Below are 26,483 nucleotides of genomic sequence, written 5' to 3'. Positions count from 1 at the left end.
CGGACTACAAATTGTTTCTTTGTCGGGGCGTGACGTGGAGGTCCGGTGCCGGCTGCACGGGCAGAATCCCCGCGGCCACCGGTGTGCTGGTGGCCCTGGCCTCCGTCCTCCACCCCAACCCGGTACCTTCCATGCGTTGCCTGCTTCCTTCCGCCCCCCTTCTTGTCGCCCTGTCGGCCCTGGCCGTGGCATGTGGCGCCCACGCCCAGAGCTTCAAGCTCCAGCTGCCGCTGGAGTCCGATCCTGACGTGGTGCTGCAGGACATCGTGCTCGACGCGCGGCAGACGCGTGTGACGCTGCTGGTGAAAAACACCACCGACGAGGCGTTTGAGGCCTGCGCGCAGCCCACCGGCTCGGCCGATGCGTTCACGCTCAAGGACCTGGGCAGCGGCGCCGTGCTGCAGCAGCAGGCGATCAGCGGCCTGACGTTCTGCAATGTGAAGATGGACGTGGTGAAGCCCGGCCGCACCAAGATCCTCAAGATCACCTTCCCGCCGCTCCCCGCGGGTGCATCGCGCCTGCAGCTGGGCGAGGCCAGTTGCCAGCCCAGGCCCGATTCGGACATGGACTACTGGTGTTTCAAGAATATTGTGCTGCCCGCACGCTGAGCCCCTGAACGCAGGGGCCGGACCGGGCATTGCACGCAGTGACAAGGAGACCTTATGACCCTGCGTTCCACCCTCGACTTCCTGCTGTACGACTGGCTTGATGCCAAGGCCCTCACGGCCCGCACGCGTTTTTCCGACCATTCGCGCGACACCTTCGACGCGGTGCTCGACACCTGCGAGCGCATCGCGCGCGAGAAGTACGCGCCCTTCAACCGCACGGTGGACATCGAGGAGCCTCATTTCGACGGCGAGAAGGTCACGCTGCCCCAGTGCACGCACGATGCGCAGAAGGCCTACGCGGCCTCGGGCATGCTCAGTGCCGCGCAGGACTACGACATTGGCGGCATGCAGCTGCCCTACACGGTGGAGGCCGCGGCCAACAGCTTCTTCGCCGTGGCGTCGATCAGCATGGGCTCGGGCCTGCTCACGGTGGGCAATGCCAACCTGTTGATGGTGCATGGCACCGAGGCGCAGAAAACCGTGTTCGCGCTCAACGAATTCTCGGGCCGCTTCTCGGGCACCATGTGCCTGTCGGAGCCGCAGGCGGGTTCGTCGCTCAGCGACGTGGCCACGCGCGCCGTGCCCGATGGCGAGGGCTTCGAGAGCGACCCGCTGGGCCCGCGCTACCGCTTGAAGGGCAACAAGATGTGGATCTCGGCCGGCGAGCACGAGCTCACCGAGAACATCATCCATCTGGTGCTGGCCAAGATCCCCGGGCCCGACGGCAAGCTCGTGCCCGGCACCAAGGGCATTTCGCTCTTCATCGTGCCCAAGAAACTGGTGGACACCGACGGCAAGCTCACCGGCGTGCGCAACGACGTGGCGCTGGCGGGCCTGAACCACAAGCTCGGCTGGCGCGGCACGACCAACACGCTGCTCAACTTCGGCGAGGGCAAGTACCCGGTCGATGGCGAGGCCGGCGCCGTGGGCTACCTGGTAGGCCAGCCCGGCAAGGGCCTGCACTGCATGTTCCACATGATGAACGAGGCGCGCATCGGCATCGGCATGGCCGCGACCATGCTGGGCCTGGCGGGCTACTACGCGAGCCTCGACTACGCGAAGAACCGCCCCCAGGGCCGTCCGGTGCAGGGACCCAAGGATGGCGCCGCTGCCGTGGTGAAGGACGTGGCTCAGCCGCAGGTGCGCATCATCGAGCACGCCGACGTCAAGCGCATGCTGCTGGCGCAAAAGTCCTACGGCGAGGGCGCACTGGCGCTCAACCTGTTCTGCGCGCGCCTGGTGGACGAGCAGGCCACGGGCGATTCGGCCGCCGCCGACGAGGCGCGCCTGCTGCTGGAGGTGCTGACTCCCATCGCCAAGAGCTGGCCCAGCGAGTGGTGCCTGGAGGCCAACAGCCTGGCCATCCAGATCCACGGCGGCTATGGCTATACGCGCGATTTCCCGGTGGAGCAGTACTGGCGCGACAACCGCCTGAACATGATCCACGAGGGCACGCACGGCATCCAGGCCATGGACCTGCTGGGCCGCAAGGTGCTGATGGAGGGCGGGCGTGGCCTGCAACTGCTGGCCGGGCGTATCAATGCCACCATCGAACGCGCGATCCAGGTGCCCGCGCTGGCCGCGCATGCCAACGCGCTGGGCGCGGCGCTGCAGCAGGTGGGCGCCGCCACCAAGGCCGCATGGGCCACGGGCCAGCCCGCCGACGCGCTGGCCAATGCCGTGCCCTACATGCAGGCCTTTGGCCACATGGTGCTGGCCTGGGTGTGGCTGGACGTGGCGCTGGTCACGCTGGCCGCCGATGCACAGTTGGCCCGGCCGGCCAGCGTGGGCCGCATGGGCGCGATGCGCTTTTTCTTCCACTACGAGCTGCCCAAGATCGGTGCCTGGCTGCAGGTGGTGAGCGCGCGCGATGCGACCTGCGCCGCCTTTCCCGAAGAGGCATTCTGATGGTGGCACCCCGAACGCTGCAACGCCTGCACAAGCTCATCTGGACACTCATCTACGGCGGCCTGCTCACGCTGGTGCTGGGCATCGCCACGGGGCGCACCGATGGTGCGCTGGGCTGGAGCCTGGTGGTGGGCGGCGCCCTGGTGGCCGTGGTGGGCGTGGCGCTGATCGCGGTGCGCGCGCGCCTGAAGGCGGGCTGACCCCGCCGGCCGACGCGGTGGCGACACAATGGCCCCGCGTTGCGCCGCACAATCATTGACTGATTTCCCCTGCCGGAGCAGCGCGGCGCGTGGCGCCTCCGTTCCGGGCAGACGACCCATCCAGAGCAACCCAAGGAGACAACCCATGACCCGCACCATCCAACAATTGTTTGACCTGACTGGCAAGACCGCGCTCGTCACCGGCGGCTCGCGCGGCCTGGGCCTGCAGCTGGCCTATGCGCTGGGCGAGGCCGGCGCCAAGATCGTGCTGAGTTCGCGCAAGGCGTCCGACCTGGAAGAAGCCGCCGCCGACCTGCAGTCCGCCGGCATCGACGCCCGCTGGATCGCCGCCGACTGCGCCAACGAGGCCGACATCCGCCGCCTGGCCGACGAGACGCTGGAGCGCCTGGGCCACGTGGACATCCTCGTGAACAACGCGGGCGCCGCCTGGGGCGCACCGGCCGAGGACCATCCCGTGGAGGCCTGGGACAAGGTGATGAACCTCAACGTGCGCGGCTATTTCATCCTCTCCCAGCACATCGCCAAGCACAGCATGATCGGCCGCCGCGGCGGCAGCATCATCAATGTGGCATCCATCGCCGGCCTGGGCGGCAACCCCAAGGGCATGAATACCATTGCCTATAACACCTCCAAGGGCGCGGTGATCAACTTCACCCGTGCGCTGGCGGCAGAATGGGGCGCCTACAACATCCGCGTCAATGCCATCTGCCCAGGCTTCTTCCCGAGCAAGATGACGGTGGGGACCCTGAAGGCCATGGGCGAGGAAGCACTGGCGGCGCATGCTCCCCTGGGCCGCCTGGGCGACGATGAGGATTTGAAGGGCCTGTGTGCGCTGTATGCGTCCGATGCCGGCAAGCACATCACGGGCCAGTGGCTTGCGGTCGATGGCGGCGTGAGCATCGTCACGGGCGGCTAGTTGGAGTACAACCCCCCGAGGCGCTTCGCGCCTTCCCCCTTCTCTCGGCTTCGCCGGGAAGGGGAACACCGCCAGCGCGGCGGGGCGGCCCTTGCGCGGCGGTCGCTGGCTGGGGCCGCGCCAGTTTTTGAGTTTGTGTACTGAGGAAATGCCGTGAAAAGTTTTGGTGTCGAAATCCCCTTTGTCAGCCACCTTGGCTTCACCCTGCACCGCATGGAAAAGGGCGAATCCGAACTGCGCTACGAAGCCAGGCCCGAGCACCTGAACTCCTTCGACGTGACCCACGGCGGCGCGTCGATGACGCTGCTGGACGTGACCATGGCCACGGCCGCGCGCAGCGAGACGCCCGACATGGGGGTGGTCACCATCGAGATGAAGACCAGCTTCATGCAGCCCGCCCGCGGCCCGCTGGTGGCCAAGGGGCGGCTCATCCACCGCACCGCCACCATGGCGTTCACCGAAGGCACGGTGTACGACGCGCAAGGCAAGGTGTGCAGCCACGCCACCGGCACCTTCAAGTACGTGAAGCGCCTGCCGGTGGACAGCCGCACCGCGAATGGCCTCAAGGTGATTTCCACCGACTGAGTCCGCTCGGAATTTGGGTAAAAATGGCCACTGGCGCTTGATGGATAAGCGCTGGCAGCTATCAAAATAGTAGCAAATTTTCAAGAAGTTTCCCATGCCACGCAACCAACAGATCGTTCTCGACAACCGCCCCCAGGGCGAGGCCGTGGCCAGCAACTTCAAGCTGGTGGCGGTGGACACGCCTGCGCTGCAGGACGGCCAGGTGCTGGTGCGCCACCACTACCTGAGCCTGGACCCCTACATGCGCGGCCGCATGAACGAGAGCAAGAGCTATGCGGCGTCCCAGGGCCTGGGCGAGGTCATGATCGGCGGCACCGTGGGCGAGGTGGCCGAGAGCCGCCACCCCAAGTACGCCGTGGGCGACAAGGTGGTGGGCATGGGCGGCTGGCAGGAGTACAGCGTGGTGGACGGCAATGCCGTGGGCGCGCTGCGCAAGGTGGACACCACCCATGTGCCGCTGTCGCACTACCTGGGCGCCGTGGGCATGCCCGGCGTGACGGCGTGGTACGGCCTGGTGAAGATCATCGCCCCCAAGGAAGGCGACACCGTGGTGGTGAGCGCCGCCACCGGCGCCGTGGGCAGCGCCTTCGCCGCGCTGGCCAAGGCGCGCGGCTGCCGCGCGGTGGGCATTGCCGGCGGTGCCGACAAGTGCCGCTATGCGGTCGAGGAACTGGGCTTCGACGCCTGCATCGACTACAAGGAACACAGCGATGTGAAGGCCCTGTCCAAGGCCTTGAAGGAAGCCTGCCCGAACGGCATCGACGGCTACTTCGAGAACGTGGGCGGCTGGATCATGGACGCCGTGATGCTGCGCATGAACGCCTTCAGCCGCGTGGCGCTGTGCGGCATGATCGCCGGCTATGACGGCCAGCCCCTGCCCATGGCCAACCCCGCGCTGATGCTGATCAACCGCATGAAGATCGAGGGCTTCATCGTGAGCGAACACATGGAAGTGTGGCCCGAGGCGCTCAAGGAGCTGGGCACCCTGGTGGGCACCGGCAAGCTGCGCCCGCGCGAGACGGTGGCGCAGGGCATTGCCGCCGCGCCCGAGGCCTTCCTGGGCCTGCTCAAGGGCAAGAACTTCGGCAAGCAACTGGTGAAGCTGATCTGATGACGCTCCGTTGGGTCTGGGCCCGCTTCGATGACCTGGGCGTGCACGCGCTGCATGACGCCCTGGCCCTGCGCTGCAGGGTCTTCATCCTGGAGCAGGGCCCGTACCAGGACCCGGACGGCGCGGACAAGCAATCGTGGCACCTGCTGGGCTATGGCGAGGCCGGTGCGCTGCAGGCCTGCCTGCGCGTGGTGGACCCGGGCGTGAACTACCCCGAGCCGTCCATCGGCCGCGTGGTCACGGCCCGGGAGGCGCGCGGCAACGGCACGGGCCGGGCGCTGATGCTGGAAGGCATCGCCCGTTGCAGCGGTGCGTGGCCCGGCCAGTCCATCCGCATCAGTGCGCAGGCCCACCTGCACCGCTTTTACGGCAGCCTGGGCTTCGCGGCCGTGTCGGACGAATACCTCGAAGACGATATCCCCCATATCGAAATGTTGTGGAGCCCATCATGACCACTGCCGCTGCCCGCCCCGCCAGCACCCATGAGGTGTTCAACCAGAGCACCCCCTGGGCCGACGTCAATCTCTTCACCACCAACCGTCCCTTGCAGGATGCGCTGCGCCTGCACAGCCCGGCGCTGCCGCTGGAAGGCCTGACCGCGCTGGGCGCCGAGATGGGCTCCGCCGAGATGCAGGCCCATGCCCGCCTGGCCAACACCTGCCAGCCCCAGCTGCGCACGCACGACCGTTTCGGCCACCGCACCGATGTGGTGGAGTTCCACCCCAGCTACCACGCGCTCATCGGCGCGGCGCTGCGCCACGGGCTGCACGCCACGCCCTGGTCGCGCAAGGATGCGGCGGGCGCGCCGGTGCCGCATGCCCACATCGAGCGCGCGGCGGGCTTCATGCTGTTCACCGAGGCCGAGCCCTCGGTGCTGTGCCCGGTCTCCATGAGCTACGCCGTCACGCCCGCGCTGCGCGGCAACCCCGCCGTGTGGGCCGACTGGAGCGCGGGCCTGGCCAGCACGCGGTACGACCCGCGCCTGGCCCTGTTCTCGCAAAAAACCGCGCTCACCATGGGCATGGGCATGACCGAGAAGCAGGGCGGCTCGGACGTGCGCGCCAACACCACGCAGGCGGTGCCTGATGGCGAGGACGCCTGGGGCCCGCGCTACCGCATCACCGGGCACAAATGGTTCTTCTCGGCGCCCATGTGTGATGCCTTCCTGATCCTGGCGCAGGCGCCCGGCGGGCTCACCTGCTTCTTCCTGCCGCGCGTGCTGCCCGGTGAAGGGGAGGGGTCCGTCAACACCATCCGCATCCAGCGCCTGAAGGACAAGCTGGGCAACCACGCCAACGCGAGTTCCGAGGTCGAGTTCATCGATGCGCTGGCCTGGCGCGTGGGCGAGGAGGGGCGTGGCGTGGCCCAGATCCTGGAGATGGGCACCATGACGCGCCTGGACTGCGCCCTGGGCACCAGCGGCCTCATGCGCCAGGCGCTGAGCATCGCGCTGCACCACACGCGCCAGCGCTCGGCCTTTGGCAAGAAGCTCATCGACCAGCCGCTCATGCGCAATGTGCTGGCCGATCTTGCTCTTGAAAGTGAAGCGGCTACCGCACTATCCATAAGGCTTGCCAGCGCTTTTGATCAAAAAGACAGCAGCGGACACGAGGCCGTGATGGCCCGCCTGCTCACGCCCGTGGCCAAGTTCTGGGTGTGCAAGCGCGGCAGCGCGTTCGCCCAGGAGGCCATGGAGTGCCTGGGCGGCAACGGCTATGTGGAGGAGGGCGGCGAAGGCACCATGGCCCGCATCTACCGCGAGATGCCGCTCAACTCCATCTGGGAAGGCGCGGGCAACATCATGGCGCTCGATCTGCTGCGCGCCGTGCGCCGCGCCGACACGGCGGCGGCCCTGGCGGACGAGCTGGCCCCGGCACGCGGCGCCCACCCGGCACTCGACCGCATGGCCAGCGCGCTGCCGCTGCGCGTGGACGCGATGACCACCGAGGCCGAGGCCCGGCGCCTGGCGCAGGACGTGGCCCTGGCCGTGCAGGCCGCGCTGCTGTACAGGAGCGCGCCGGCCAGCGTGTTCGGCGCCTTCTGCGATGCGCGCCTGGGCGGCGACTGGGGCTACAGTTTCGGCACGCTGGGCGCGGGCGTGGATTTCGACGCCCTGCTGGACCGCGCGCTGCCTGCATGAGCGGCACCCCCACCACCACAGCCTTGCCGGAGAGCCCCCGATGACCACCTCCCTGATCCTGCACCACTACCCCTCGTCCCCTTTCTCGGAAAAGATCCGGCTGGCGCTGGGCTACAAGCAACTGGCCTGGAAGTCGGTGATCATCCCCAGCATCGCGCCCAAGCCCGATGTGGTGGCGCTCACGGGCGGCTACCGCAAGACGCCGTTCCTGCAGATCGGTGCCGACATCTACTGCGACTCGGCCCTGGTTTGCGACGTGCTCGAGCACGTGCAGCCGGAGCCCGTGCTCTACCCGCCACACCTCAAGGGCGTGGCGCGGGTCTTCGCCCAGTGGGCCGACACCACGCTGTTCTGGGCCGCCATGGCCTACAACCTGCAGCCCAAGGGCGCATCGGCCATGTTCGCCAACCTGCCGCCGGCCGCGGCCCAGGCCTTTGGCGAAGACCGCCGCGAGATGAGCGCCGGCATGCAGCGCCTGCGCCCGGCCGATGCCACGGCGGCCTACCGCTCCTACCTGCGCCGCATCGCGCACATGGCCGAGGAGCATGACTTCCTGTTCGGCGCCGAGCCCTGCCTGGCCGACTTTGCCGCCTACCATCCGCTGTGGTTCACGCGCCAGTGCGTGCCGGTGATGGCCGACATCTTTGCCGCCACGCCCGCGTTGCTCGAATGGATGGACCGCGTGGCGGCCCTGGGCCATGGCCGCATGGAAAAGCTGAGCGCCGAGGACGCCATCACCGTGGCGGCGGGGCTGGACCCGCTGCCCCTGGCGGACGACGTGTTCCAGGACGAGCACGGCATCCCGCTCGGCAGCCCGGTGACGATCGCCGCCGAGAGCTTCGGCACCGAACCCACGGAGGGCGAACTGATCGCCGCCACGCGCACGCGCTACACCCTGCGCCGCACCGACCCGCGTGCGGGCACGGTGCACGTGCACTTCCCCCGGATTGGCTACACATTGCGAAAGGCCGAAGCCATCAAATGATCGACGATTTCAAAGGCAAGACAGCCGTTCTCACCGGCGCGGGTTCGGGCTTCGGCCTGGAATGCGCGCGCATCGGCGCGCGCCTCCACATGAACCTGGTGTTGGTGGATGTGCAGCAGGACGCGCTCGACGCGGCCGCCGCCGAGGCGCAGGCCGCCGGTGTCCAGGTGCTGGCGCGCAAGGTGGACGTGTCCGACGCAACGCAGATGGAGCAGCTGGCGGCGGACGTGGAGCAGCGCTTTGGCGCGCCGCACCTGGTGTTCAACAACGCCGGCGTGGGCGCGGGCGGCCTGGTGTGGGAAAACACCGCCAAGGACTGGGAGTGGGTGCTGGGCGTGAACCTCTGGGGCGTGATCCACGGCGTGCGCCTGTTCACCCCCATGATGCTCGCCGCCGCGAAGAAAGACCCGGCCTGGCGCGGCCACATCGTCAACACGGCCAGCATGGCCGGCCTGGTCGATGCCCCCAACATGGGCATCTACAACGTCAGCAAGCACGCGGTGGTGAGCCTGTCCGAAACGCTGTACCAGGACCTGGCCCTCGTCACCGACCAGATCAGCGCCAGCGTGTTGTGCCCGTACTTCGTGCCCACCGGCATCGCCCAGAGCCACCGCAACCGCCCAGGCGAGCTGCAGGCCGGCAAGCCCACGCGCAGCCAGCTCATCGGCCAGGCCATGAGCGACAAGGCCGTGGGCAGCGGCAAGGTGACGGCGGCCGAGGTGGCGCAGAAAGTGTTCGACGCGGCCTCGCAGGGCCAGTTCTACATCTACAGCCACCCCAAGGCGCTGGCTTCCGTACAGACGCGCATGGAGGACGTGCTGCAGGGCCGCAACCCCACCGACCCCTTCGCGGGCAAGCCCGAGATCGGCGCCCAGCTCAAGGCCGCCCTGCGTGCTGACTGAAAAACGCGGGCCTGCGGCAGCCCAGGGCTTCGCGCTGTTTTCGACGGCGGTGGGGCACTGTGGCCTGGCCTGGAATGGCCCCTTGCTGGTCGGTGTGCAGTTGCCCGAGGACGAGGGCGAGGCGCACACGCGTGCGCGCATGCAGCGGCGCTTTCCGGGTGCGCCTGAATCGCCCATGCCACCCGAAGTGGCCGCCTGGGCGGCCCGCGTGGTGGCCTTGCTCGCGGGCGCGTACGACGACCTGCTCGACGTGCCCTTGGCCACCGAGGGCGTGCCGCCCTTCAATGCCCGTGTCTACGAGCTGGCCCGGCGCATACCGCCCGGCAAGACCATGACCTATGGCGAAATGGCCGCCGCCCTGGGCGAGCCCGGCGCCGCGCGCGCCGTGGGGCAGGCGCTGGGCCACAACCCCTTCGCGCCCGTGGTGCCCTGCCACCGCATCCTCGCGGCGGGCGGCAAGACCGGCGGCTTCTCGGCCGGTGGGGGGGCCGCCACCAAGATGCGCATGCTGGAGATCGAGGGCGCGTTTGCCCATGAGACCCTGGCGCTCTTCGCGCCACGGGACTGAGCCCGGCCTCAGGGCCTACCCGCGTTTTCTGAACAGGGCCGAGCCGCTGCTGGCCATGGCGAGTTCTTGCGTGGTGGCCAGCAGAGCGGGGCCCAGGGCCAGCATGCGCTCCTCGGTCAGGCGCACCAGAGGCCCCGCGATGGTGACCACGCCGATCACCGCGCCGTTGTGGCTGCTGCGGACGGGCGCGGCCATGGCGGTCATGGCGGGGGCGAACACTTCCACGATCATGCTGAAGCCGCGCTCGCGCGCCGCCTGCAGGTAGGCCAGCAGCGCCTTCACGGTGGTGGGCGCGTTGGGGCCGTAGTCCTCGGGCTTGCCAAAGCCACGCCTGGCGACCAGCGCCAGGGCTTCCTCGTCGGTCATCGTGGACAGCCACGCGTGGCCGGCCGAGCTGCACGACAGGTTCACCGACAGGCCCATGTCCGGGTCGTAGCGCAGACCGCGCATCGCGCCCTGCGCCTTGGCCACGAAGGTCAGTTCGTCGCCATCCACCACCGCGAGGCGCACCAGCTCGCCCGATTCGGCGGCCAGCCGGTCCAGCAGCGGCTGCGCAATGTCCACGATGCCGCTGGCGCTCAGGAACCCGAGGCCCAGCGACACCAGCTTGATCGTCAGCATGTAGTTGCCCTGGTTGTGTTCCTGGCGCACATAGCCGCAGCGGACCAGCTCGGCCAGTAGCCGGTGCGTGGCGCTCAGCGGCATGTCCAGTTCGGACGCGAGGTTCGACAGCGCCTTGCCTTCGGGGTGGGGCGCGAGGTGTTCCAGGACTTTGAAGCTGCGCTCGAGGATGCTGCTCATGGGCAATGGCTTTCGAAGATTTGTGCGGACGCACGCTGGGAGCGTCGGCACCGGTTCGGCAGCAATGTACCAAAAATTGGTAAAGGGTTTCTACTATGGAAACACTTTCCACTTTTTTCTACGATGCGTCCCAAGTGCTGCGGCGGCGACTTCGGTCGTGCCTTGGCAAGCCTTGGTCCCTTTTTGATGGAGATCCCCCGTGAAGAAAACTGCCTGCCTGCTGGCCACCGCCGGCCTGTCCTTTTTGCTGGCCCAGCCTGCCGCTGCGCAGCAAGAGCGCGTGATCCGCTTCGGCCACCTGAACAATGCGGACCATCCGGTGAGCTTTGGCGTCAAGCGCTTTGCCGAACTGCTGGCGGCCAAGAGCGGCGGCAAGCTCAAGGTGCAGGAGTACCCCGCCTCGCAGCTGGGCAACGAGATGCAGCAGCAGTCGGCCCTGCAAGGCGGCGTGCAGCAGATGTCGGCACCGGCCACCACCTCGCTGGCCGGCATCGTCAAGGAATTCGGGCTGGTGGACTTTCCGTTCGCCGTAGCCAATTTTGCGCAGGCCGATGCCCTGCTCGACGGCCCGCTGGGCCAGGCGTTGATCGCCAAGTTGCCTGAAAAGGGCCTGGTGGCCCTGGGCTATTGGGACCTGGGTTTCCGCAACGTGACCAACAGCAAGCGCGCCATCACCAAGGCCGACGACTTCGACGGCCTCAAGCTGCGCGTGATCCCCAACCCGGTGTTCCTTGAGACCTTCAAGGCCTTCAAGGCCAACCCCGTGCCCATGCCGTTCGCCGAGCTGTACGGCGCGCTGGAAGCCAAGGCGGTGGACGGCCAGGAGAACCCGTACGCGGTGATCCTGTCGAACAAGATGTTCGAGGTGCAGAAGTACGTGAGCGCCACCAACCACGTGTACGCCGCCAACATCGTGCTCGTGAGCAAGAAGTTCTGGGACCAGCTTTCGCCCGCCGAGCAGAAGATGATGAACGACGCCGCCAACGAGGCGCGCGGCTACCAGCGCCAGGTGAGCCGCGCCGCAGCGCAGCGCTCGGTGGGTGACCTGCAGGCCAAGGGCATGGCCTACAACGAGATCGCGCCGGCCGAGCTGGCGCGCATGCAGCAGATCGCCAAGCCGGTGATCGAGAAGTTCGCCGCGACTTACGACCCGGCCATCGTCAAGCTCTACAACGACGAACTGGCCCGCATCCGCAAATGAGCCATCCGGCCCGAAACCCCATGAAAATCCTTGTCCTCCACGGCCCCAACCTCAACCTGTTCGGGCGCCGCGAACCCCATATCTACGGCACCACCACGCTGGCGCAGATCAACGAACGTCTGCAGAAGCTCGCCGCCGAGCTCGGCGTGGAACTCGGCATCCTGCAGTCCAACCACGAAGGCGCGCTGATCGACTTCCTGCACGAGCACATCGACGCGGCGCAGGGCGCGCTGGTGAACCCTGCCGGCCTCACCCAGCACGGCGTGCCGCTGCACGACGCGATCAAGGCCATGCCCTTCCCGGTGATCGAGGTGCACATGTCCAACATTGCCGCGCGCGAGGCCTGGCGCGCGCACTCCATCATCTCGCCGGCCGTCAAGGCCACGGTGCAGGGCTTCGGCCCGCATTCCTACCTGGCGGCGCTGCGCTCGCTGGTGGAAAGCCTGCGCGAAGCCTCCCAGCCCGCCTGAGCGCCGTTCCGCCAGGATTCACTGCGCTGCGCGTTGCGCGCAACGGACAAAACTGGCGCAGCCCAAACCAGGGCCCCCGTGCAAGGGCCGCCCCGCCGCACTGGGGGCGTCCCCCTCCCGACTCGCGCAGCGAGACGAGAGAGGGGGAAGGCGCGAAGCGCCTCAGGGGGTGTTTTTAGGACATACAACATGAATAGATGGATGGACCGCGCCTGCCGCGGCCTGGAGGCGGTGATCGCCGCCCTGCTGGCGCTGATGGTGGTGCTGGTGTTCGGCAACGTGGTGCTGCGCTACGGCTTCAATTCGGGCATCACCGTGTCGGAAGAAGTGTCGCGCTGGCTCTTCATCTGGATGACCTTCCTCGGTGCCATCGTCGCGCTGCGCGAGCATGGCCACCTGGGGGTGGACATGGTGGTGCAGCGCCTGCCCGCGCTGGGCAAGAAGATCTGCCTGGCCCTGGGCCATGGGGTGATGCTCTACATCGTCTGGCTGCTGTTCCAGGGCAGTCTGGCGCAGGCGCGCATCAACTGGGACGTGACGGCGCCGACCACGGGCGCGTCCATGGCCACCGTCTACGGCGCGGGCCTGGTGTTCGCCGTCTGCGCGGCGCTGATCCTGGCCATCGACCTCTACAAGCTGCTCAGCGGCCAGATCGCCGACGAGGACCTGGTGATGGTGCAGGAGTCGGAAGAGGCGGTGCAGCTGCAGCAGATCCTGGGCGCGGCAGGCACCACCGATGCGCCGCACGGCAAGGAGGCCGCGCGATGACCATCTTCGTCTTTGTCGGATCGCTGCTGCTGGCCATGGCCATGGGCATCCCGATCGCGTTCTCGCTGCTGGCCAGCGGCGTGGCGCTGATGTGGCACCTGGACCTGTTCGACGCGCAGATCCTGGCGCAGAACCTGATCGGTGGGGCCGACAGCTTTCCGCTGCTGGCCGTGCCCTTCTTCATGCTGGCGGGCGAGATCATGAACGTGGGCGGCCTGTCGCGCCGCATCGTGGACTTCGCGCTGGCGCTGGTGGGCCATGTGAAGGGCGGGCTGGGCTATGTGACCATCATGGCGGGCTGCCTGCTGTCGGCCCTGTCGGGTTCGGCCGTGGCCGATGCGGCGGCGCTCACGGCGCTGCTGCTGCCCATGATGGTCAAGGCCGGGCACGACAAGTCGCGTGCCGGCGGGCTGATCGCGGCCACCGGTGTCATCGGCCCGGTGATCCCGCCCAGCATCGGGCTGGTGATCTTCGGGGTGGCGGCCAATGTGTCGATCTCCAAGCTGTTCCTCGCGGCCATCGTGCCGGGCATCCTGATCGGTGCCGCGCTGTGGCTGACCTGGGCCTTCCTGGTGCGGCGCGAGAAGATCGTGCCGCCACCGCGCAAGTCCGCCGCGGAGATCCTCACGGCCCTGCGCAAGGCGCTCTGGGCGCTGATGCTGCCGGTGATCATCCTCGTCGGCCTGCGCATGGGGGTGTTCACGCCCACCGAGGCAGCCGTGGTGGCGGCGGTGTACGCGCTCTTCGTCTCGGCCGTCATCTACCGCGAGATCACCTGGCGCGACCTCTACGGCATCTTCGTGGCCGCCGCCAAGACCAGCGCCATCGTGATGTTCCTCATCGCCGCGGCCATGGTGAGCGCGTGGCTCATCACCGTGGCCGACCTGCCGTCCAAGGTGGTGGGGTTGCTGCAGCCCTTCATGGACAACAAGATCCTGCTCATGGCGGCCATCATGGTGCTGGTGATGGCCGTGGGTACCGCCATGGACATGACGCCCACCATCCTGATCCTCACGCCCGTGCTGATGCCGGTGGTCAACGCGGCAGGGATCGACCCGGTCTACTTCGGCGTGATGTTCATCATCAACAACTCCATCGGCCTCGTCACCCCGCCCGTGGGCACGGTGCTCAACGTGGTGGCCGGGGTGGGCAGGATGTCGATGGACGATGTGACCAAGGGGGTCGTCCCGTTCATGGTCGCGGAGTTCGCCATCATGTTCCTCATGGTGGTCTTTCCCTGGCTGGTGACCTGGCCCGCGAAGTGGTTCCACGGCTGAAGCGGGGCGTGGAGGATGCAGGGTAGTTCCGTGTTTTCGCGGGGACAGGGCGGGTGTTACATTCAAAACATGCCTGCTGGCGCGGGCCGCGCGCGGCGGCGCATCCCCCCAGCACCCGACAAGGACCCACCGCATGTCACCGGAACGCGAGCGACTGACCCGCATGCTCTTCGATGAGTACATCGAGATGTATGCCGCGCGCGATGCCCGGCTGCTGGCGCGCTTCAGCGAGAATTTCAGCGGCTTCGCGGGCAGCAGCGACCAGTTGGTCAAGACCCGTGCCGGATGGATCGAGGTAACGCAGCAGGATTTCGCGCAGGTCCCAGCGCGCATCGGCATCGAGATGGTGGAGCTTTTCGTGCAGGACCTGGGGGCCGACCTGCTTGCCGCCACCGCCTTCTTCCACATCCACCTGCCTATTCCCGACGCGCTGTTTGCCCGCGAGACTGCGCGCAAGGTGGTGCTGTTCCGGCGCGAGGGCGGCCAGGAGGCGGGAGGCGACTGGAAGATCGCGCACGTGAGCGTCTCCATCCCGTTCGGCAAGGCCCGTGGCAGCGAGGTGTACCCCATCGAGGAGCTGCGCCAGCGCAACCGCGAACTCGAGGCGCTGGTGCAGGAGCGCACCCAGGCCCTGGCGCAGGCCAATCAGCGCCTGGAGCTGCTGAGCAATACCGACGGTCTCACGGGCATCGCCAACCGCCGGCACTTCGACGATGCCCTGGCGCGTGAATGGGCACGCGCGCAGCGGGCCCGCACGCCGCTGGCCCTCATCATGCTGGACGTGGATGTGTTCAAGCACTTCAACGACCACTATGGCCACCTCGCGGGCGATGCCTGCCTGCAGGCGCTGGCCCTCACGCTGGCGCAGACGGGCGCGCGGCGCGAGGGCGAGCTGGCAGCGCGTTTTGGCGGCGAGGAGTTCGTGGTGCTGCTGCCCGGCTCCGACCTGCAGGCCGCGGCCGATGTGGCGCGCCACATCCAGGAGGCGATCCATCAGCTGGCGCTGCCGCACGAAGGGGCGCCGCTGGGCATCGTCACCGTGAGCTTCGGGGTGGCCAGCGTACAGCCGCAGCGCGACGAGTTGCCCGAGATGCTGGTGCGCCTGGCCGACCGCGCCATGTACCGCGCCAAGCAGGGCGGGCGCAACCGGATCGAACTGGCCGACGGGGCGGGCTGACAGGCAGCGCGCGCGGGCCCGGCGCCTTGCGTCGCAACCGGGGGGCGGCCCCGCTGTTGCGGGTTTTTGCAGGGTTAACCCGCAGGCTTGCACCAAACTGGTGACAATGGCCTGCTATGCATGCTTCCCGTTTCTTCAAGATGGCCCTGATCCTGGGCCTGCTGTCGGCCATCGGCCCCTTTGCCATCGACATGTACCTGCCGGCGCTGCCCGAGATCGGCGCGAGCCTGGGCGCGGAGGTGGGCGCCGTGCAGTGGAGCCTGACGGCGTTCTTCATTTCGCTGGGCGTTGGCCAGCTGTTCTATGGTCCGGTGTCGGACATGGTGGGCCGCAAGCCGCCGCTGTACGTGGGTCTGCTGCTCTTCACGCTGGCGAGCGTGGGCTGTGCGCTCGCCACCGACATCCAGACCCTGGTGGTCCTGCGTTTCGTGCAGGGGCTGGGCGCCGCTGCCGGCATGGCGATTCCCCGCGCCGTGGTGCGCGACCTGCACACCGGCACCGAGGCCGCGCGCCTCATGTCGCTGCTGATGCTGGTGTTCAGCATTTCCCCGCTGCTGGCGCCGTTGGCGGGCAGTGGCGTCATTGCGCTGACGGGGTGGCGCGGGGTGTTCTGGGCCGTGGCGGTGGCGGCGGTCGCCGGCCTCCTGCTGGTATCCCGGGGGCTGCGCGAAACGCGGCCGGCAGCCGAGCGCCTCGAAAGCAGCCTGGCGGGCGCGCTCTCGGGCTACTGGCTCCTCCTGCGCGACGGGCACTACCTCGGCCTCGTGTTCATCGGGGGCTGCTCGATGGCGGGGTTCTTTGTCTACCTTGCGGGCTCGCCCTTCGTGCTGATCAACCACTACGGCCTCACGCCCGTGCAGTACAGCCTGGCGTTCTCGGTGAATGCCGCCGCATTCTTTGCCGCCGCGCAGTTCACCGCCCGGCTGGGGCGCCGCTTTGGACTGGTGCCCACTGTCAAGGTGGCGGTCACCGGTGCGGGCGCCGTGATGGTGGCCATGCTGGCTTACTACCTGGCTGGCGGCGACCGGCTGGAAGTGCTGCTGGGCCTGTATTTCGTCGCCAGCGGCCTGATGGGCCTGGTGATTCCCACCACCTCGGTGCTCGCCCTGGAGGAGCACGGCGCCATCGCGGGTACCGCCTCGGCGCTGCTGGGCACGCTGCAGATGCTGATCGGCGCTGCCGCCATGGGCGTGGTCGGTGTGTTCGCCAATGGCAAGCCGCTGCCCATGGTGGTGGGCATGGCCAGCGGCGCGCTCCTGGGCCTGGTGCTGACCTGGGTCACGCTGGGCGGCGAGCGCGCGGCACGGCCGCTGGCCAAGGGCAACGCGCCGTAGCCCGATTGCTATTGAATTGATAGCTTTCTGCGCTTGTGCATCCAGCGCAGGCGGCCTTTTTCGTTCAAACCGCGTGATGCGGGCGAGCCCTGTGGATCACTTCGGTCCGGCATGGCGCCGTGGGGTGGCGCGCGGGCCCAGGGCATGGATCAGCGCAGGCACCTGCGCCGACAGTTCGCGCGCCAGGTAGCCCAGCGTGCCCTGGTCCCGCGCCAGCGCGCTGCCCGCGCGTGCATGCAGGAGCACGCCCCAGGCCGTGGCATGCAGCGGCGGCGCGCCGCGCGCGGCCAGGCCGCCGATGAGGCCCGCCAGCGTATCGCCCGAGCCCGACGTGGCCAGCCCCGGGGTACCGCCCGCAAACCGCAACGAACAGCCGTCGGGCTGCGCGATGCAGGTGGTGCTGCCCTTGAGCGCCACGCAGGCGCCCCAGCGTTGCGCGCCCGCCCGGGCGGCGGCCAGCGGGTCGGCCAGCACGGCGTCCTTGGATGCACCGGTCAGGTGGGCCATCTCCCCGGCGTGGGGCGTCATGACGACGGGCTGGTCGAACGCCGCGCCGACTGCGGCCGACATGGCGTAGGCGTCCAGCACCACCGTGCTGCGGCGAAACAGCGGCAGCATCGTGCGCACGAAGGCCACGCTGCGGGCTTCATCCAGCATGCCGGGGCCCAGCACCACGGCGCTCACCTGGTCGGACAGGGGCCCGAGCCGGTCACAATCGCGCGCGGCAAAACCCCCGGCCCGCGTCTCGGCAAGCCCCATCACGCGCGCCTCGGGGATGGCCAGTGCCAGGCCCTGCGCCACGCGCTCCGGTGCGGCCACGGTGAGTTTACCGGCCCCCGCACGCAGGGCGGCGATGGCCGCCAGCAGCGCCGCGCCGGGCATTTCATGGCTGCCCGCGACCACCAGCACGTGCCCGCGCGCTTCCTTGTCCGCATCGTCGCCGGGATGGGGCAGGGGCCAGCGCCGAAGCAGTGCCTCGGTCAGGGCTCTGGGCCGGGGCCAGGTAGGGTTGCGGGGCATGGCGTGCCGTCAGGGCTTGGGGGCGGTGGCGGCGTCGGGCTCCCGCGTCACCGGTGTCCGCGCGTCGCGCAGCGGGGCAAGGAAGTTGGCCTGGATCAACTGCATGGCCTCGTCGGTGCGCCCCTCGTGCGCCCCATGGGCGCGGTAGATCGTCACCGCGCAGTTGGGCACGTCGCCCTGGCGGTCGATCTCCAGGATCTGCTGCTCGTCCATCTGCTCGATGAGGTAGCGCATGCAGTTGACGATGACCTGGTGCGCGACTACCAGCACCCGTTGCCCCGCGTATTCGCGCGTGACCATCTCCTGCAGGCTGCGCAGCCGCAGGATCACGTCGCACCAGCTTTCACCGCCGGGCGGCCTGAAGTAGAACTTTCCCACGTGGGTGCGTTGCTCATGCAGCTGGGCGTGCTGCTGCTGGATGCCGAACTTGGTAAGCCGGTCCAGGATGCCGAACTCCTTTTCCCGCAGCCGCTCGTCCAGCCGCAGGGTGACATGCTCCAGACGGCTGTACCGCGCCACCAGACGGGCGGTCTGCAGCGCGCGCACGTAGGGCGAGCACAGGATGACCTGCGGCTGCCCATCCACGGGCTGGCGTCCAAACCATTCCCCCAGCGCCACCGATTGCGCGGTTCCCAGGTCCGACAGCGGCACATCGATGTCCCGCCATGCGAGGTCGATGGTCTGAAGCCCCGCCGCCTCGGCCGCGTCGCGCGCGACATTGCCGGCGCTTTGTCCATGCCGCACCACCCACAGCCGCGCGGGCCAGCGTGTTTCCATGGCCTCGGGCTACCGAGGGGCGCGAAGGCGGGCCCTGCCCACGGCGCCAGCCGCCGGGGCCTTTTCCGCCGCCCGTGCCAGCTTGCCGGCCACCCCGTCGCGCCCCGATGCGGCGCGCGCGATGAGGGCGCTGCCCAGGGCCCGGCCGGCTGCGCGGCGCACCAGGCCACGGCTGCGGCTGGCGCCGCGCAGCACCAGCAGGCCCGCACCCAGCACCAGCCAGTGCTCGCCCGGAAAACCGGCACGTTCGGCGTCCCATTGGCGCACGCCGCGGAGTTTTTGAAGAAGGTTCATGTGACGGGCCCTGACGTTGACAGCATGCCGCCATCGTCGCGCAGGGTACGGCCGCCCGGTGTCAGCGCACGGTTTTGGCGCGGGTGCTCCGCGTCCTACACCACGGGTCCGGGCGCTGCGGCGGGCGCCGGGCCGCCAAGCTGGGCCGCCACGCATTCGGCCAGCGCCTGCACGGTGCGCGGCGCGCAGCCTTCCGCATGGTTGCTGATGGCCACGAAGGCGTTGTGCCCCCGCCCGGTGACGCCCGCGATCAGGCTCGCCAGCGCGGCCCGCGTGCCAGGGTCGGGGTGGTGGAGCCGGTCATAGGGCGCATAGTTCTTTTCCGCGTCTTCATAGCCATAGGGGCCGTGGATGGGGTGGAGATTCCAGCGGCACACCAGCGGACCGGGCCAGAGCGCGCGCAGCATGGGCAGCTGTTCCTGCAGCGGCGGCATCTTTGCGTGCAGGCCCAGGCAGTAGGTGGCCCCGGCCTCGCGCAGCACCGCCGCGAAGCGCGGGGTGAGCCATTGGGGATCGCGCACCTCCACGGCCATCACGCCGTCCGGCGCGGTGGGGTGCAACGCAGGCTGCGCGCACAGCATGGCGCGCAGGCGCTCCAGCAGCTCGTGCATGCGGTCCAGCTGCGCCAGGGGCAGGGGGCTGATCTGGAACACCAGCGCCCCCAGCTTGTGCCCCAGCCCTTGCAGCGCGGGTTCCACGAATTCACTGAGGGCGAGTTCGGGGCTGAGGAAAGCCGGATTGGGCTGGCGCCCCCGCCCGTCCTCGCTGCGCACGAGGGCATCGGTCACCAGGCTGGGCGCCTTCACCACGAAGCGGAAGTCATCGGGCACCTGCGAGGCATAGCGCTCGTACTGGCTCACCGTGAGCGGCCGGTAGAAGCTGCGGTCGATGCTCACCGTGCGCAGCAGCGGGTGCTGAGCGTAGACCGCCAGCCCCTGCTTGGAGAGCATGGACTCGGAATGCTCGCCTTCCCACACCAGTCCCTTCCATCCAGGGTATGTCCATGACGACGTGCCCAGCCGCAGCTGGCCGGGGAGGGCGGCGGCCAGGGCGCGCAGACCATCGTGCCCGGGGGCCGGATGCACCCCGGTGCGGCGCGGCCTGGCCGCCGCGGGCTCATCTGCATCGGCCGCGCCGCCAGCGGCGGCGGCCTTGTCGGTGGGAGGGGGCGGCACCGGCGGGCCGCCGAAAAGGTCGTCTTGCATGTGAGGGACGCGGATGGTGTGGCGGGCGCGAGCCGGAATGGGGTGCCGCAGAGGAAGGTCACAGGCCCGCGAACAGTCCGCCTTCGTTCAGCAGTTCGTAGGTGATTTCCGGGTGCTGGTCCATGCTCTTGCGGATCGCGGCGGGAATCGCCTGGCGGGTCTTGCGGCACAGGCCGGGCTGCTCCAGCACCAGGATCGCAATGCCCCGCAGGCTGCGCACCTCATGGGGGCTGGGGGTGATGGAAAGGCGCACGCCCAGCTGGTCTTCCATGCGGCCCAGCAGGCGGCGCAGGTCGCTCAGGCTGGTGAGGTTTTCCAGCCGCTCAAGCAGTTTTTTTTCCTCATTGCGCGTGAGGCGCAGGATGCGGACATCCCCGCCCGGCGCCTCCAGCAGTGCATCCCGGCCGCACACGCAGGTGCCGGGAGGGCATTCGGTGCGGATGGGGAAGGCAAGAGGGGCGGCGTCCATGCGTGTGCTTGGGGTGGCTTGGTGGCCCGGCACATTCTAAGAGCGGCGGTGCGAGCGTTCGCGGCGTGGTACTTCTTCGGGCCGTTGCTGTGCCCGCACCGGGTGGAGCCTCGCCCTTTGCCGGTGTCCGCTTTCGGTGATGGCCGTGCCCTGCCGCGCCTGCGCGCCCGGGGGACGCTACCGCTCCAGCGCTTGCGCACCGTTGCCAGAAACGACCGGCGCGCCTCGAGGGCGCGCCGGTCTGTTCAATGTCGATGCATCAGCCTCTCGTGAGAGAGACCCGGGTCAGCGAAGGTTGCCCCGCTTGCGCTGTAGCCACACCCCGCCCATCAGGGCCAAGCCCAGCAGCATCATTCCGTACTCGCTCAGGGTGGGGATGTTGCTGACCACCGCGCCGCCACGGGTGAGGGTGTAAGACTCGCCGGTAGTGAAGTTTCCATTGCCAGCACCCGCGCCACCGAGGAGCAAGCTTGCGGGTGCCGGACCGACGATGGAATCGTTGTCCGCGACATCCAGTCTCAAGGTGCCACTGCCGGTTCCTGTATTGACAGTGACGGTGTAAACGGCTCCTGAGCCGCTGACGCCCGTCACTGAAGCGCCTGCAATGGTTCCAGTCGACGTCAACACGAAATCCGAAGCATCCACCCCGGTGACCGACTGGTTGAAAGTGACGGTGTAGTTGACGGATGCCGCCGTGGTGGGATCGGGATCAGCCCGCGCAATGGATTGCACGTTTACCGCACAGTTGGAGTCCGTGCAGCCTGCTATTTCAAACATGGTGCCGCCTTCTGGCAGGCCTTCGATGATGACACCCAGCTTGTAGGCACCCGTCTGCTGAATGCCCATCAGGAAGCGCAGATCAAGGGTCGCACCCGCGGCCAAGGGTGTGCCAAGGGTCACGGTGCCAGACGACAGCGTCGAATTGAAGCCACCGCCGTTCGGCTGGGAAGGAGGCTGCTCCAGCGTCGTGCCTTGGACCGTGACGTTGCTGGTGCCGGATCCGCACGGTGCGCGGTCCACAGTGACCACGACCGCCGTGGATGTGCGGGGGCGCAGGTCTGCGATGCCGGAGGGCGCGGGGAAGGTCGTCAGGTCAATGATCTTGTAACGCAACCGTGTCAAGTTGCTGCCGCTGGTGTTTGTGAGGGTACGTCGGATGTCCAGGGTTCCGAAGGTGGAGTTGTTGGCAGGGTCGCTGGTGAAGTCTCTCACCGTATTGGGGGGTGAAGAGGGCGCCACGCAAGGATCCAGCAGGGCTGGGCTTGCGATGCTGCCAATCACGGGGCTGGACAGATTGGCTGGCGACGGCGCGCCCAGCCGCTGGCCACCACCAGCTGAGGTCCCATTGGTGTCTACAAAATAGAAATCGGTGGCATTGTTGTTCGTATCCAGCGCCACCCCGGCGGTCAGGCACCCGTTGAAGGACGTGATGGAGCCTTGTTTTCCGCAGATATCGCGGGTCCAGGCGTAGTCGATTGAGAACGGCGTGAGGGCCGGGTAGCCTGCGCCTTCCTTGTACAGCGTATTGGCTTCCGACGTGGAGCCCACGGCGTCAAGGCGGTTTGGCAGGGTGAAGTCCACAGCGACGCTGGTGTTGAACAGCGCGATACCTGCATTGTCGGGAATGTCGGTGGTGTATGTGGCGTCGCCGGTGGCCGTGGTGCCATTGCCCGCTGGATAGGCAGCCAGCGAGTAGCCGACACTATTCACGCACAGGTAGTAGCCAAAGCCAGGAATCACCGTGCCGTTGGGAACAACGCAGCGTGCCACGCCATCCGAGGCCGCGACGGCAAAGCCCGTGCCGCCGCCCGCCACTGTCAGCGGCGAGGCGGTTTCGTTGTAGAGCTTGATGAATTCATCGTTGGCACCGTTGGGGCCGCGGACCCGGAACTCTCCGATGATCAGCGCGGAGGCCTGCGGGGCAGCCACGCACAGCAAGATGAATGCAACCGCGCTGAAGCGTCGGTGCAGGAGATCCAGAAATGCCCGTACCAGGTATTGAAATCCCATAGTGCCTCCGAAAACGCCTTCGGCGTGGTTGCTGTTTGTTACCAATTGACAATTGGTGCCTAATTTTTCGCTGGCGAACAGGATTTAACGGAACTTTCTCAAATCTTCCCTGTAGGACGGCACCGCCTCCCGGTCACACGGTATGCCAGCCACATGGCGACAGGAGCAAATGCAGCCTTCATCCCCTTCGGGAGCAGGGGCGCGGGTCGAGTGTGCTCACAGAATTCTCGGTGCATTGTTTTCACGTTTCCATGCGCTGTGGGGTGGGGGACGTGGGCCCTCCAGTAACGCGCGGGGCGCCTGGTAGCCCGGAGAAGTTTGCTGGCGCCTGTCACCCAAAGTCCCTGTGGCAAACTCGCGCGCTTCGCGTTTTGTTTGATTGAGTCTCAGAGAGTTCGCCCACCCATGCAGCAGATCGTCCGGCAGTTGGCCGCAGAAATCAAAGTCAGTGAATCCCAGGTGCGCGCAGCGGTGGAGCTGCTCGATGGCGGCGCCACGGTGCCGTTCATCGCGCGCTACCGCAAGGAAGTGACCGGCGGGCTGGACGACATCCAGCTGCGCGAACTCGAAGCGCGCCTGTCGTACCTGCGCGAACTGGAAGACCGCCGCGCCGCCGTGCTCAAGAGCATCGACGAGCAGGGCAAGCTGACCGATGCCCTGCGCCTGGCCATTGCACAGGCGCCCACCAAGCAGGAGCTGGAAGACCTCTACCTGCCCTTCAAGCAAAAGCGCCGCACCAAGGGCCAGATGGCCCGCGAGTTCGGCATCGAACCGCTGGCGGACAAGCTGTTTGCCGACCCCACGCTGGACCCGGCGACCGAGGCCGCGGCCTTCACGCGGCCGCCCGAAGTGCTGGACGACGGCAAGACGGGCGCCGATTTCTCGACCGTGCCGGCCGTGCTGGACGGTGTGCGCGACATCCTGTCCGAACGCTGGGCCGAAGACGCCGTACTGGTGCAGAACCTGCGCGAATGGCTCTGGGCCGAGGGCTTGCTGCGCAGCAAGAAGGTGGAGGGCAAGAACGAGAACGATCCCGAGGTCTCCAAGTTTCGCGACTATTTCGAATACGACGAACCCATTGGCCGCGTGCCGTCGCACCGCGCGCTGGCCGTGTTCCGTGGCCGGGGGCTGGAGATCCTGGAAGCCAAGCTGGTGCTGCCCGTGGAGCCCGAGCCCGGCAAGCCCAGCCTGGCCGAAGGCAAGATCGCCCTGCACCTGGGCTGGAGCCATGCAGGCCGCCCGGCCGACGACCTGATCCGCAAGAGCGTGGCCTGGACATGGCGCGTGAAACTGAGCCTCTCGACCGAGCGCGACCTGTTCGCCCGCCTGCGGGACGACGCCGAGAAGGTCGCCATCAAGGTGTTTGCCGACAACCTGCGCGACCTGCTGCTGGCGGCGCCTGCAGGCCCGCGCGTGGTGATGGGGCTGGACCCCGGCATCCGCACCGGCGTGAAGGTGGCCGTGGTCGATGCCACGGGCAAGCTGGTCGAGACCGCCACCGTCTACCCGCACGAGCCGCGCCGCGACTGGGAAGGTTCTTTGCACACCCTGGCCAAGCTGGCCGAGAAGCACGGCGTGAACCTGATCGCCATCGGCAACGGCACGGCCAGCCGCGAGACCGACAAGCTGGCGGCCGACCTGATCAAGCTGGCCGCCAAGGCCGAGCGCGCCATCGAGAAGGTGGTGGTGAGCGAAGCCGGTGCCTCGGTCTACTCCGCCAGCGAATACGCCTCGCAGGAGATGCCCGACGTGGACGTGAGCCTGCGTGGCGCCGCCAGCATTGCGCGCCGCCTGCAGGACCCGCTGGCCGAACTGGTGAAGATCGACCCCAAGAGCATCGGCGTGGGCCAGTACCAGCATGACGTGAACCAGAGCGAGCTGGCCCGTACCCTGGGCACCGTGGTCGAGGACTGCGTGAACTCCGTGGGCGTGGACCTGAACACGGCCAGCGTGCCCTTGCTCAGCCGCGTCTCGGGCCTGTCGGCCAGCGTGGCCAAGGCGGTGGTGCGCTGGCGCGAGGCCAACGGTGCGTTCAAGAGCCGCAAGCAGCTCATGGACGTGGCCGGCCTGGGCGCCAAGACCTTCGAGCAGAGCGCGGGCTTCTTGCGCATCCGCGGCGGCGACAACCCGCTGGACATGACGGGGGTGCACCCCGAGACCTACCCCGTGGTCGAGCAGATCATGGAAAAGACCGGCAAGCCCGTGGCCGAGATCATGGGCCGCGCGGACATGCTCAAGACCTTGAAGCCCGAGCTCTTCGCCAACGAGAAGTTCGGCGTGATCACGGTCAAGGACATCCTGGGCGAACTCGAAAAGCCCGGTCGCGACCCGCGCCCGGACTTCAAGGTGGCGCGCTTCAACGACGGCGTGGAAGACATCAAGGACCTCAAGGAGGGCATGATCCTGGAGGGCACGGTGAGCAACGTGGCGCAGTTCGGTGCCTTCATCGACCTGGGGGTGCACCAGGATGGCCTGGTGCACGTGAGCCAGCTGGCGCACAAGTTCGTGAACGATGCGCGCGAAGTGGTCAAGACCGGCGACATCGTCAAGGTCAAGGTCATGGAGGTGGACGTGGAGCGCAAGCGCATCGGCCTGTCGATGAAGCTCGATGCCGCGCCGCCGCGCCAGGGCGGGGAGCGGGGCGCGCCCCGCGACAACCGGTTCGAGGGCGCTGGCCGGGGCTACGCGCAGCCGCAGCGCCGTGCCCCCGAGCCCGCGCAGCAGTCGGCCATGGCGTCGGCATTCGCCAAGTTGCAACAGGCGAAGGGCCGTTGACGGATTGGGGGGTGATGGGGGCCATAATCGCCAGCAATCGAAACTCTGGCGCCTGACCCCATGGAGTTGAACGCATTGCTGGCACAACCAGTGGCTCTGCCCAGCCTTCCGCGTGCGGTGGCGCTGCTGATGAGCGAACTGGCCCATGAAGAGCCCAGCCTGCGGCGCCTGAACCAGCTCTTTGGCACGGACCCGGCGCTGGCCGGGCGGCTGCTGGAGCTGGCCAATTCCCCCACCTTCCAGTTGCCGCGCCAGATCGCGGGCATCCCGGAGGCCCTGGCGCTGCTGGGCACGGCCCAGGTGCGCTCGCTGGTCAATTCGGCACCGCTGGGCACCACCTCCCGCTCGGTGCCCGGAGTGAACATGCAGCAGTTCTGGCGCTACAGCCTCAACACGGCCAAGCTGGCGCGGTCGCTGGCGGGTATCGCACAGCAGGACCAGATCGCCGCATACACCGCGGGCTTGCTGCACGCGCTGGGCGAGCTGGTCATTCACCTGGCCGACCCGGAAAAGGCGCAGTCGGTCAACACGCTGGTGGCGCCATTCGATCTGCGGCGCGGCAAGATCGAGCAGCGCATCTTCGGCTACTGTTATGGCCATGTGACGGCCGGGCTGGCGCGCCGCTGGCAGCTTCCCGAGGTGGTGGTCGATGCGCTGCAGCACCAGAGCGTGCCGTTCGACAACAACGCCTACGAGCCCCTGGCGGGAGTGATCCACCTGGCCTCCTGGCGCGCGCGGGCCCGCGAGGCGGAGCTGGGCGAGAAGGAGATGGCCGTATCGTTCCCCGGCGAGGTCGGCCTGACCCTGGGGCTGGACATCGACATGGTGCTGCAGCAGGACCCCATCGACTGGACGGCACGGCCCGAGGCCGCCGACTACGTGGTCTGACGGCGGTTTGCGAACCGGGATGCTTGCGCCCGGCCCGGGCACCTTGCGCGACATGCCGGGGCGCGGTGCTTTG

26 protein-coding genes are annotated in these 26,483 nt (G+C 68.1%); 19 read left to right on the top strand and 7 right to left on the bottom strand.

The features are described from left to right. Positions 1–131 precede the first annotated feature (131 nt). The 11 genes from AC07OD_RS07125 to AC07OD_RS07075 all read left to right on the top strand — a co-directional run bounded on the left by AC07OD_RS07125 (position 132) and on the right by AC07OD_RS07075 (position 9,944). Positions 132–608, top strand: coding sequence for a hypothetical protein (locus tag AC07OD_RS07125; RefSeq protein WP_218341104.1), 477 nt, complete (start codon positions 132–134; stop codon positions 606–608). 54 nt (positions 609–662) lie between these two features. Beyond that, on the top strand, positions 663–2,516 hold the full coding sequence (locus tag AC07OD_RS07120) for an acyl-CoA dehydrogenase (protein ID WP_218294770.1): 1,854 nt from the start codon (positions 663–665) through the stop codon (positions 2,514–2,516). Beyond that, a complete protein-coding gene (locus tag AC07OD_RS07115; protein WP_218294771.1) occupies positions 2,516–2,716 on the top strand; it encodes a hypothetical protein in 201 nt (66 codons plus the stop codon). The genes AC07OD_RS07120 and AC07OD_RS07115 overlap by 1 nt, the downstream gene beginning before the upstream one ends. A 145-nt stretch (positions 2,717–2,861) precedes the next feature. Next, positions 2,862–3,653, top strand: coding sequence for an SDR family oxidoreductase (locus tag AC07OD_RS07110; RefSeq protein ID WP_494595837.1), 792 nt, complete (start codon positions 2,862–2,864; stop codon positions 3,651–3,653). 153 nt (positions 3,654–3,806) lie between these two features. Beyond that, positions 3,807–4,238: a PaaI family thioesterase gene (locus AC07OD_RS07105; protein WP_218294773.1), complete on the top strand. Its 432-nt coding sequence runs from the start codon at positions 3,807–3,809 to the stop codon at positions 4,236–4,238. Between the two features lie 94 nt (positions 4,239–4,332). Beyond that, positions 4,333–5,349, top strand: coding sequence for an NADP-dependent oxidoreductase (locus AC07OD_RS07100; RefSeq protein ID WP_218294774.1), 1,017 nt, complete (start codon positions 4,333–4,335; stop codon positions 5,347–5,349). After that, entirely contained in the window at positions 5,349–5,801 is a 453-nt protein-coding gene (locus tag AC07OD_RS07095) for a GNAT family N-acetyltransferase (protein WP_494595834.1), read from the top strand. The genes AC07OD_RS07100 and AC07OD_RS07095 overlap by 1 nt, the downstream gene beginning before the upstream one ends. Continuing rightward, positions 5,798–7,489 carry an isovaleryl-CoA dehydrogenase gene (locus tag AC07OD_RS07090; RefSeq protein ID WP_492804962.1) on the top strand — a complete coding sequence of 564 codons (1,692 nt, stop codon included), beginning with the start codon at positions 5,798–5,800 and terminating at the stop codon, positions 7,487–7,489. The genes AC07OD_RS07095 and AC07OD_RS07090 overlap by 4 nt, the downstream gene beginning before the upstream one ends. 40 nt (positions 7,490–7,529) lie before the next feature. After that, positions 7,530–8,474 carry a glutathione S-transferase family protein gene (locus AC07OD_RS07085; protein ID WP_369642631.1) on the top strand — a complete coding sequence of 315 codons (945 nt, stop codon included), beginning with the start codon at positions 7,530–7,532 and terminating at the stop codon, positions 8,472–8,474. Then, complete coding sequence (locus AC07OD_RS07080; protein WP_492253340.1) at positions 8,471–9,376, top strand: SDR family oxidoreductase; 906 nt, start codon at positions 8,471–8,473, stop codon at positions 9,374–9,376. The genes AC07OD_RS07085 and AC07OD_RS07080 overlap by 4 nt, the downstream gene beginning before the upstream one ends. Next, a complete protein-coding gene (locus AC07OD_RS07075; protein ID WP_494595831.1) occupies positions 9,366–9,944 on the top strand; it encodes a methylated-DNA--[protein]-cysteine S-methyltransferase in 579 nt (192 codons plus the stop codon). Before AC07OD_RS07080 ends, AC07OD_RS07075 begins: the two co-directional genes overlap by 11 nt. A gap of 15 nt (positions 9,945–9,959) precedes the next feature. Here the strand turns inward: AC07OD_RS07075 and AC07OD_RS07070 are convergent, their stop codons facing one another. Next, the gene (locus AC07OD_RS07070) at positions 9,960–10,745 is read right to left on the bottom strand and encodes an IclR family transcriptional regulator (RefSeq protein ID WP_494595829.1); all 786 of its coding nucleotides are present in this window, start codon (positions 10,743–10,745) and stop codon (positions 9,960–9,962) included. A gap of 199 nt (positions 10,746–10,944) precedes the next feature. On the opposite strand from AC07OD_RS07070, the gene AC07OD_RS07065 reads away from it, so the two are divergent. The 6 genes from AC07OD_RS07065 to AC07OD_RS07040 all read left to right on the top strand — a co-directional run bounded on the left by AC07OD_RS07065 (position 10,945) and on the right by AC07OD_RS07040 (position 16,972). Then, on the top strand, positions 10,945–11,946 hold the full coding sequence (locus AC07OD_RS07065; RefSeq protein WP_494595827.1) for a TRAP transporter substrate-binding protein: 1,002 nt from the start codon (positions 10,945–10,947) through the stop codon (positions 11,944–11,946). A 20-nt stretch (positions 11,947–11,966) separates the two neighbouring features. Beyond that, a complete protein-coding gene (locus AC07OD_RS07060; RefSeq protein WP_218294782.1) occupies positions 11,967–12,416 on the top strand; it encodes a type II 3-dehydroquinate dehydratase in 450 nt (149 codons plus the stop codon). Between the two features lie 189 nt (positions 12,417–12,605). After that, on the top strand, positions 12,606–13,184 hold the full coding sequence (locus tag AC07OD_RS07055) for a TRAP transporter small permease (protein ID WP_494595826.1): 579 nt from the start codon (positions 12,606–12,608) through the stop codon (positions 13,182–13,184). Continuing rightward, entirely contained in the window at positions 13,181–14,461 is a 1,281-nt protein-coding gene (locus tag AC07OD_RS07050) for a TRAP transporter large permease (RefSeq protein ID WP_494595824.1), read from the top strand. The genes AC07OD_RS07055 and AC07OD_RS07050 overlap by 4 nt, the downstream gene beginning before the upstream one ends. A 133-nt stretch (positions 14,462–14,594) precedes the next feature. Next, positions 14,595–15,638, top strand: coding sequence for a diguanylate cyclase (locus AC07OD_RS07045; protein ID WP_492245363.1), 1,044 nt, complete (start codon positions 14,595–14,597; stop codon positions 15,636–15,638). Between the two features lie 116 nt (positions 15,639–15,754). Next, the gene (locus AC07OD_RS07040) at positions 15,755–16,972 is read left to right on the top strand and encodes a multidrug effflux MFS transporter (RefSeq protein ID WP_218294786.1); all 1,218 of its coding nucleotides are present in this window, start codon (positions 15,755–15,757) and stop codon (positions 16,970–16,972) included. 96 nt (positions 16,973–17,068) lie between these two features. Here AC07OD_RS07040 and AC07OD_RS07035 read toward each other — a convergent pair whose 3' ends face one another. The 6 genes from AC07OD_RS07035 to AC07OD_RS07010 all read right to left on the bottom strand — a co-directional run bounded on the left by AC07OD_RS07035 (position 17,069) and on the right by AC07OD_RS07010 (position 22,747). Further along, positions 17,069–17,992, bottom strand: a complete 924-nt coding sequence (locus AC07OD_RS07035; RefSeq protein ID WP_218341115.1) for an NAD(P)H-hydrate dehydratase — start codon at positions 17,990–17,992, stop codon at positions 17,069–17,071. A 9-nt stretch (positions 17,993–18,001) separates the two neighbouring features. Beyond that, positions 18,002–18,769, bottom strand: a complete 768-nt coding sequence (locus tag AC07OD_RS07030; RefSeq protein ID WP_218341116.1) for a histidine phosphatase family protein — start codon at positions 18,767–18,769, stop codon at positions 18,002–18,004. A 9-nt stretch (positions 18,770–18,778) separates the two neighbouring features. After that, on the bottom strand, positions 18,779–19,063 hold the full coding sequence (locus tag AC07OD_RS07025; RefSeq protein WP_218294788.1) for a hypothetical protein: 285 nt from the start codon (positions 19,061–19,063) through the stop codon (positions 18,779–18,781). Between the two features lie 95 nt (positions 19,064–19,158). Further along, positions 19,159–20,268, bottom strand: a complete 1,110-nt coding sequence (locus AC07OD_RS07020) for a DUF72 domain-containing protein (protein WP_494595821.1) — start codon at positions 20,266–20,268, stop codon at positions 19,159–19,161. Positions 20,269–20,326: 58 nt separating this feature from the next. After that, positions 20,327–20,737 (bottom strand): hypothetical protein, encoded by a 411-nt coding sequence (locus tag AC07OD_RS07015; RefSeq protein WP_218294790.1) that lies wholly within the window; start codon positions 20,735–20,737, stop codon positions 20,327–20,329. Positions 20,738–21,022: 285 nt separating this feature from the next. Then, a complete protein-coding gene (locus tag AC07OD_RS07010) occupies positions 21,023–22,747 on the bottom strand; it encodes an IPTL-CTERM sorting domain-containing protein (RefSeq protein WP_218294791.1) in 1,725 nt (574 codons plus the stop codon). Between the two features lie 405 nt (positions 22,748–23,152). Here AC07OD_RS07010 and AC07OD_RS07005 point away from each other — a divergent pair, with 405 nt between their 5' ends. Together AC07OD_RS07005 and AC07OD_RS07000 are read left to right on the top strand one after the other, a co-directional pair. Next, positions 23,153–25,522 (top strand): Tex family protein, encoded by a 2,370-nt coding sequence (locus AC07OD_RS07005; RefSeq protein ID WP_494595818.1) that lies wholly within the window; start codon positions 23,153–23,155, stop codon positions 25,520–25,522. 60 nt (positions 25,523–25,582) lie between these two features. Further along, positions 25,583–26,410 carry an HDOD domain-containing protein gene (locus AC07OD_RS07000; RefSeq protein ID WP_218294793.1) on the top strand — a complete coding sequence of 276 codons (828 nt, stop codon included), beginning with the start codon at positions 25,583–25,585 and terminating at the stop codon, positions 26,408–26,410. Positions 26,411–26,483 lie beyond the last annotated feature (73 nt).

It is taken from the genome of Acidovorax sp. GW821-FHT10E03, from assembly GCF_059415205.1.
This window is presented reverse-complemented; position numbering and strand designations above follow the sequence as displayed.